General features: G+C 51.4%; 5 protein-coding genes. All 5 read left to right on the forward strand.

The window, feature by feature from the left end:
• The first annotated feature begins 38 nt into the window (after positions 1-38).
• The 5 genes from G7Y37_RS08325 (at position 39) to G7Y37_RS08345 (ending at position 8,308) form a co-directional block, all read left to right on the forward strand.
• Positions 39-2,048: an Eco57I restriction-modification methylase domain-containing protein gene (locus G7Y37_RS08325; RefSeq protein WP_206214144.1), complete on the forward strand. Its 2,010-nt coding sequence runs from the start codon at positions 39-41 to the stop codon at positions 2,046-2,048.
• Entirely contained in the window at positions 2,048-5,398 is a 3,351-nt protein-coding gene (locus tag G7Y37_RS08330) for a DEAD/DEAH box helicase family protein (protein WP_165063007.1), read from the forward strand. Before G7Y37_RS08325 ends, G7Y37_RS08330 begins: the two co-directional genes overlap by 1 nt.
• Positions 5,399-5,460: 62 nt before the next feature.
• Positions 5,461-6,435, forward strand: a complete 975-nt coding sequence (locus tag G7Y37_RS08335; RefSeq protein ID WP_165063008.1) for a nucleotidyltransferase — start codon at positions 5,461-5,463, stop codon at positions 6,433-6,435.
• Positions 6,436-6,447: 12 nt separating this feature from the next.
• Positions 6,448-7,014 (forward strand): hypothetical protein, encoded by a 567-nt coding sequence (locus tag G7Y37_RS08340; RefSeq protein WP_165063009.1) that lies wholly within the window; start codon positions 6,448-6,450, stop codon positions 7,012-7,014.
• A 619-nt stretch (positions 7,015-7,633) separates the two neighbouring features.
• The gene (locus G7Y37_RS08345) at positions 7,634-8,308 is read left to right on the forward strand and encodes a hypothetical protein (RefSeq protein ID WP_165063010.1); all 675 of its coding nucleotides are present in this window, start codon (positions 7,634-7,636) and stop codon (positions 8,306-8,308) included.
• The last annotated feature ends 542 nt before the right edge of the window (positions 8,309-8,850 follow it).

An 8,850-nucleotide genomic window follows, 5' to 3' on the forward strand; every position in this document is an offset into this window, starting at 1 on the left:
CGGCCACGCCATATCGCACGAGAATACTAGGAGTGCGAGTGGCAGAGCATGCGGAATCGAGGAATCTCGCAGACGCGAGCGGCGAAGCAGGTTGTGACGCCAACGTTGTCGCTGACCCACTTTCTGTCTCGCAGGACGTCGCTCGCTTCGAGAAGCTTGGAATCCTCGACATCCTTTTGGCCGACCGTTCGACCGACGGCAACATCGTTTGGGCAACCACGTCGTATGCAGACTGCGGCGAGGGATTCCAGCCGCAAGACCAAATATCAGCAGAGCGCATCACAGGCGAGAACATCCACCTTATTCGCACACGCGCTCGCAAGGAGGCACTTGAGCGCGCCGCGCTCACAAAGGCGCATGCCGAGGTGTTCACGCCAACGTGGGTGTGCCGAACGATGATCGACGAGGCGGATAGGGCGTGGCGCGATGACTGGCTGCAGAGCGACAGAGCCAAGGCAGACATGCCCGAGTGGCAGGCGTACGTGGAGTCGAACCGCCTAGAGATCACCTGCGGCGAGGCGCCGTACCTGGTCAACCGCTACGATGCGTCAAGCGGTGAGCGCGTTGCCCCTTCGGAGCGCAGCGGCATCTTGAGCCGAAAGCTGTCGCTCGTGTCGGTGAACACTGGCAACCGCAAGGACTGGCTGCGTTGGGCCGTGCGCGCCTTGCAGTCCACGTATGGGTATGAGCTGCAGGGCGACAACCTGCTGATAGCCCGCATAAACGTCTTGGCCTCGGTCGAGGATTTCCTCGCGGATGCAGGGCACGGCCCCTTGAAGAAAAGCGAATACAAGCGTCTGGCAGAGATTATCAGCTGGAACTTGTGGCAGATGGACGGCCTTACGAACTGCGTTCCGTTCGGTGCTCCGCCCCCCGAGGCGGTGCAGATGTCCCTGCTCGACATGCTCAGCTCTGAGCCCGAAGAGGGCGCGAGCGAGCCCGCGCGCGGGTGGGCGCTTGTCAAGAACTGGAAGTCACACAGGGTCGTTGAGTTTCGCAGCATACGACGGAAAGGCAAAAGCATGAAGTTCGATTACATCATCGGAAACCCGCCTTATCAGGAAGAGCAGGAAGGGGATAATGCCAACTATGCACCTCCCGTCTACAATCGATTCATGGATGAGGCATATGAGGCTGCCGATAAAGTTGAACTGATTACGCCTGCGCGTTTTCTTTTCGATGCGGGAAGCACTCCAAAAGCATGGAACAGGAAGATGCTCAGCGACCCCCATCTCAAAGTGGTTGAGTATGCTGCGGATTGTTCAGCGTTTTTCCCGCAGCAAGACATCAAAGGTGGCATTGCGATTACCTACCGTGATGCCACCAGAACTTTTGGCGCTATTGGAACGTTCACGGCTTTTTCCGAGCTCGCTTCCATTCACAAGAAGGCCAGCTGTAAAGAGGAGACGGAAAGCCTCTCCTCCATTATCCAAACACAGGTTCGTTTTGATTTAGATGCATTGTATGAGGATTATCCCAATTTGCGTAGTGCTATTGGAAATGGCGGCAAGGACAAACGCTTTCGCAATAACATTTTCGATAAAGTTCCCCTCTTTAAAGAGGAGGGCGAAGAAGGCACAGTAAAGGTTCTCGGTATTCAGAAGAATAAACGCGTCTGGAAGTACATCGAGAGAAGGTACGTTGATTTTTCACACGATAGCTTGAATGCCTGGAAAGTTTTGGTTCCACGGGCAAATGGATCTGGTGCATTGGGTGAGGTGCTCTCTACGCCCTTAATTGGGCAGCCCTTAATTGGGTTTACTCAGTCCTTCATAAGTATCGGTTCTTTTCTCTCGGAAAATGAAGCGCAAGCCTGCATGAAGTACGTGAAAGGCAAATTTGCACGCACTCTTTTGGGGATACTGAAAATCACGCAGGACAATGATCGGGGTGTTTGGCGCTACGTTCCCCTCCAAGACTTCACGTCAAACTCGGACATCGACTGGTCGAAGTCGGTTGCGGAGATCGACCAGCAGCTCTACAGGAAATACGGTCTCTCCGATGAAGAAATTGAGTTCATCGAGACCCATGTGAAGGAGATGGACTAATGGCTGGTTTAGACGTCTCCAAAACGATCAAGAGCACAACGCGTGCGATACCAACTATCTATGCCTACACGACACCTGAGGTTCCATCGCATGACGGCTGGACGAAAATAGGCTACACGGAACAAGACGTTGATACCCGCATCAGGCAGCAGACCCACACTGCCGACATAGCATGGCGAAAGGAATGGCAGGGAAACGCCATCTACGATGACGGTTCGGGAGACACCTTTCGCGATACCGACTTTCACGACTACCTGCGCAAGCTGGATTACGAGAACAAGCCCAGGACGGAATGGTTCTACATAAGCGGCAGCGAGTCTCAGGGGAAGTTCTTCGAGTTCAGAGTCAATCGCGGCTCCATTGAGATGCCTGGGGCAATGGCGTACGAGCTTCGTGCCGAGCAGAGACGAGCCGTGGAGGAAACGGCAGATTACGCGCATCTGCACGAGAATGGCGAATTCCTCTGGAACGCCAAGCCGCGCTTCGGAAAGACGCTTTCCGCCTACGACCTCTGCAAGAAGATGGAGGCTCGGACGGTGCTGATAGTCACCAACAGGCCGGCCATCGCCAACAGCTGGTACGACGACTACGTGAGGTTCGTGGGGCTTGAGGGCGGCTATCACTTCATCAGCAATGCGGGCTCGCTTGACCGGGCCAAGCACGCAAAGACGCGCGACGAGTACCTTGAGTACCTGCGCGTTGGGAGGGAGCCGAAGAACTTCATCGCCTTTGTGAGCCTGCAGGATCTGAAGGGCTCGATCTATTTCGGCGGAGAGTACGAGAAGCTGGAGTGGATAACGCAGATCAACTGGGACGTCCTTATCGTTGACGAGGCGCACGAGGGCGTCGACACCTTCAAGACCGACGTGGCGTTTGACCATGTACACCGCAAGTTCACGCTGCACCTTTCGGGCACGCCCTTCAAGGCGTTGGCCAACGAGAAGTTCCCCGAGGATGCGATATTCAACTGGACTTACGCCGACGAACAGGAGGCGAAGCGCAATTGGGCCGACGACGAGCTTCCCAACCCGTACTCCGATCTGCCGCAGCTGAACATGTTCACCTACAAGATGAGCGACATCGTGGCAGAAGAGGTGTCCCAGGGTGTGGAGATAGACGGCCAGACCGTGGAGTACGCCTTCGACCTGAACGAGTTCTTCGCCACGAACGATCGCGGCAACTTCGTGCACAACGACGACGTCGGCAAGTTCTTGGATGCGCTGACCGAGCAGAAGAAGTTCCCGTTCAGCACCCCGGAGCTGAGAGACGAGCTGAAGCACACGCTTTGGATGCTCGACCGCGTGGATTCTGCCAGGGCGTTGGCGAAGAAGCTCAAGAACCACCCCGTCTTCGGCAACGGCGAGTATGGGATAGTGCTTGCGGCGGGCGACGGCAAGATAGACGATACCGACGAGGTTCAGCAATCTTTCGACAAGGTTAAAGCCGCCATAGCGACGCATGACAAGACCATCACGCTGTCTGTGGGACAGCTGACGACGGGCGTGACCGTGCCCGAATGGACGGCGGTGCTGATGCTCTCCAACATGAAGAGCCCCTCGCTTTACATGCAAGCGGCTTTCCGTGCGCAGAACCCGTGTTTGTTCTACGAGAACGGCGGGTACTTGCGCAAGCAAAACGCCTACGTCTTCGACTTCGACCCGGCGAGAACGCTCGTGATATTCGAGCAGTTCGCCAACGACCTCTATAGCGACACCGCAAAGGCCAAGGGCGACCTTGACGCACGCAAGAGGCATGTATTGACGCTGCTGAACTTCTTCCCCGTCTACGGCGAGGACGAGGCCGGGGAGATGATGGAGCTCGATGCCGAGCAGGTGCTTTCGGTGCCTAGGCGGATTCGCAGCCGCGAGGTGGTGAAGCGCGGGTTCATGAGCGATTTTCTGTTCCAGAACATAAGCAACGTGTTCCATGCGCCAGCGAAGGTAATCGAGCTCATTCAGAACTTCGAGCCCTTCAAAGCGCCGAACAAGGATTTGGGGATCGAGCAGGGAGCAACGGCGGAAGAGCTCAGCCTTAACGCCGAGGGCAATGTCGAGATACCTGAGCAGCAAGCCATCGGGCTTGCCGCAGACCTCTTCGGCGACAAGGTGTACGGTGCGGTCGAGGAAGATTTGGGCAACGCCATAGACGAGATAGTCTCTAAGGGCAAAGGCGGCAAGAACGGCGATGAGGACGAAATGCTGGCACAGCTTGAATCGGCTTTCGTTAGCACGGTGTCCAAGCCGCTGGTCGAGGCTGCCAAGCAAAACTATGGCAGCGAGCTTAAACCTGCTGCGCAGAAGCGCATAGAGCGCAAGATAAAGGCGGATGCCGACATAGCGCTGCACCGCGAAATTGGCGATTACAAGATTCAGCGCAACATCATCGAGCGGTCGCGCGCGGACGCCTTGGCGATTGCCGAGACCGATGCGCAGATGGACGAGATCAACGCAAGACACGACGAGCAGATGAAGGCTGCCGCCGATAAGCTGAGGACATCCCTTGGGGACAAGAAGGCCGATCTGGTTCAAAGTGCCGGCGCAGACATCGTGCGCGAGGTGGAGACGGCCAAGAAGGAGCAGAAGAAGCAGGACATCGAATCTGGGATCCGCGATCATCTGCGCGGTTTCAGCCGCACCATTCCGAGCTTTCTCATGGCGTATGGAGAGGATGGCACGACGCTCGGGAACTTCGATGTGATCATCCCGCCCGAGGTGTTCAAAGAGGTGACTTCCATCACCGTTGACGAATTCCGATTCCTGCGCGATGGCGGCGACTACACCGACGAGGCAACGGGCGAAGTCCGCCATTTCGACGGCAACCTGTTCGACCCCGTTGTGTTCAACGATTCCGTTAAGGAGTTCATAAGGTTGCGCGGCGAGCTTGCCGACTACTTCGACCTGTCCATCAAAGAGGACATATTCGACTACGTGCCGCCGCAGAAGACAAACCAGATATTCACGCCCAAGCGCGTGGTCAAGCAGATGGTTGACTTGCTTGAGGCGGAGAACCCAGGCTGCTTCGATGACCCTGACGCCACCTTCGCCGACCTTTACATGAAGTCGGGGCTTTACATTGCCGAGATAATCACGCGGCTGTACAATTCCGAGAAGATGCGAGAGATTTTCCCCGACGATAGCGAGCGGCTTTCGCACATCATCGAGCGCCAGGTGTTCGGCATTGCCCCGACCGAGATTATCTACCAGATAGCGACGCACTTCATCTTGGGGTACAACGGAGAGCACGGGCAGTGGCTTGACAGCAATTTCGTGTGTGCCGACTCGGCCGCCATGGCCAAGGAGGGTAAGCTCGCGGAGTTCGTGGAGAAGGCATTCGGCAACAAGTGGAACTAAAGACGCGAAAGCTAGGAAGCTGAAATAAAAGCATAGAGGCGAAGTTGGACGAAAGGGCTTAGATGGCAAAATATACAGAGGCACAGTTGCAAGAAATGGCTAAACCGCTCAGCCATACCGAGCAAGAAGCGTGCAAAAGGGCTATTCGGATGGTTAGCGAGGCCTTATTTTCATTAGGCTATATGCGAACAAGCTCAGACATTGTGCCACTGTATGATGGAACGTATTCTTACGCCGTTCGTATGCGAACCCTTTTCGGAAGGCATGAAGTTACGCTGTTCGTTCAAGGATCTTATGCTAACAACACCAATGTAAGACATAATAGCGATGTTGATATAGCGGTCATTCAAGAAGACAGATTTGAAACAGAATACCGAGATTCGTCAAGCTGCTATCCGCAAAGCAATTTGGATTACGGTTTCAGCAACGTAGAACCAGAGAACCCATCATTTAAGGATCGTGTTGAAAAAGCCCTACGGGAAAAATTCGGAAGTGACGTTGAGCGAAAGAATAAGTCAATCAAGGTACATGGAAACACATCACGCAAGGATGCCGACACTGTTCCAGCGATGAGATACCGAGACTATCGAAACGATTACAGCAAGGACAGGAATAACTACATCGGCGGAATTGTGATATTCCCAGACGATGGCGGAGTCATAATTAACTATCCTGAGCTACACATCCAACACGGACGAAAGAAAAATGTAGCCACAAATCATGCATATAAAAAGATTGTAAGAGTGATTAAAACCATACGATACAAGCTGAAAGATTCTAAGTTCCATGGCGCATCGTTCGTTACGTCATTTGGTGTCGAATCTCTTCTTTGGAATGTTCCAGATTCCGTCTATACCAAGTACTCATCACTCGGTTTTATCCTAAAAGAGGTAATAAATTACTTGTATGAACATAAAGAAGACGTTAGTGAATACAAAGAAGCTAACGGGGTAAAGCCACTGTGTGCATCTGAAATAGACAAGATTCTATACAAGCAGTTCATTGACGAAATCAACAGCAACGTTGAATACGATTAGAATGGCTAAAACATGAGCGAACGCAGCAAGCAATATTCTAAAGCGATTTCTGTGGTCGCAATGGTTTCCTTTATTTGCGTTTACGGTGCACATATCCTTATTGAAGGAATCGAGAATCTTGCCTTTTCCGACTATCTAGCTTTCATTAGTGAGGCAACGACTGCAACACTTGCTATTTGTGTTATCTATTGCAAATGGATATGGAGATATCTAAACATTTTTCATATACCAAAATTGTTTAAACACTATGATGGTGTGTTGGTATCAGATTGCGACTCCAAGGAGCGCTCGATAAGTCTAAATATCATTCAACACTTTGACAAGGTAGAGATATGCATGAAGAGTGACGAGAGCGAAAGCATTTCAACTTCTGCCGATTTTGAGCAACATAGAGAAAGGTATATGTTGGTCTATGAATACATTAACACCCCAAAAGCTAAACTTAGAGACAATAGTCCGATTCATTTTGGAACTGCACGACTTAAGGTCGAAAACGACGGCCGAAAACTGATTGGCGAATATTACACGAGTCGGAATACAAAAGGGGATATAAGTCTTGATGCTGCCGATACTAAGTAGATACCTTTTACGAACAGCATTGCACCCCAATGCGCCTTTAGCTCTGGGTTCGCCTTGGTGAGCAGGTCATACATAGATGATCTCAGTTCTTCTTGTTTGCAGCCTATCGGGTTGACGATTGTCGTTTCGATCTGAGAGAACAGTTACGCGTTCAGGGCGCTCGAACCTAGATGATTTAGATATAGAAATACCTTTAATATAATCTGTAGTTGAAGTTGGTCGATTTTGATGGTCAACGCAACTCGGATGCTGTAGGACGGACGGAGTATCGCAGCGAAGAGGCTCTTGAGGGAACACGAACGGTGTAAAAATTTGTGTAAAAATAATCGCGAAAAAAGCGTTTTGAAGGGTTGTGAAGGGTTGTGAAGGGTTGTGTGGAAATGTGCTCCGACCTACGAGTGTTTGTTTTTGAGGCGAAGCGTTTTGCGTTCGTGAAAGCCTGTCATGTCGGAGGTCGTGTTAAATGCTCGATATGGTGAATTGGTAACAATGCTTCCGTGGTGGCAAGATAATGCATGATTCTGTGGTATAAGTACCATTGCCGGAGGAACTTGATTCCGATGGCTCCAGACTGGCGAGGGTGTTCCCTCGCCGTTCTGCATTCTAAGGAGGGAATAGGTTGAAGCTCGTAAGCTGCTTCGTGGACGAAACTGGTCAGCAGGACATGCGGGCTGGCTACTACATGCTTACCCTAGTCTTCCACGACCAGTCTGAAAGCATTGCGCCAATGATCAACGCTTACGAGCAGCGAATTGCGCTTGAAGATATTCCTGATCTACCGTTCCATGCAGTCGATCTACTGCATGGGCATGAAGCATATGAGCGATTATCTGTTGAACAGCGCAAGCGATTATTGGTGGCGTTTTCGATGCTGGTTCGGACGCTACCCGTCTCTTATAAGACGTTTACTTACAGCGCGTCAGATGTAAAAGGCAAAGAAGAGCTGCAGGCGAGAATGCGCAAAGACATAGTGAACTTCCTATTTGACCATTTGGAGAAGTTTCAACAGTTCGATAAGGTGCCAATATATTACGATGGCGGTCATAAGGCGGTGACAGATGCCTTACATGCCGCGTTTGATTACGTTTTAGCCAAGGACGTGGCAGTTTACAAAAATCTGTCGCATCAAGAGAAGTGCCTTGCGCAGACGGCGGATTATCTGTGTACTATTGAGCTTGCCGCTATGAAGTATGGGGATGGAGCCGAATCGCAGACGTATTTGCGATTCTTCGGTAAGTACAGGAACTTCAAGCAGAACTTTCTTAAGCAGGTACGACGTAAGTTGATTAAATAGACGCATTTGGATGTCTTATATTGTCATTTACCGTTCATGCGGCTAGTCGAACTGTTAACCGGAGGGTTGTAGGTTCGAATCCTACCCGGACAGCTAGACTTATTTTGCACGAACCACCCTTCTGAACTGGTGCTTCCTGCGCTTCGTCCTTGCTCGAACGCGGTGCACTTTCATAAGGTCTAGCGGCTTAATCATAAGATTAGGCATAAGGCAGAAAAGTGTGTCTGTTTTAGTCGATTGCATATGGATAGGGCGCGCTGTGATGGAACTCTGACCAAACCAGACCGTGTGTTGCCTTCGTCACTTTTTAGGCGAAAAATGGTCAAAACTTCCGACTTTCCACAGTCTATAATGCCAAATTACGTCAATTACGAATCAAAATAGAATTGAAGAACCCTGTTTGCCCAGTGTTCTCGATCGTGTGCCGAAAGTTGGTGTCAGGAGCCACTTTGAGATAGAAGTGACCATTGCCTAGAATCGTTTTTGTGAAAGTAACCGATTCAGCAGAAAGGCAACGGCCACTATGGACACTTTACAGGATA

The organism is Adlercreutzia sp. ZJ154 (genome assembly GCF_011039055.1).
Taxonomy (GTDB): domain Bacteria; phylum Actinomycetota; class Coriobacteriia; order Coriobacteriales; family Eggerthellaceae; genus Adlercreutzia_A.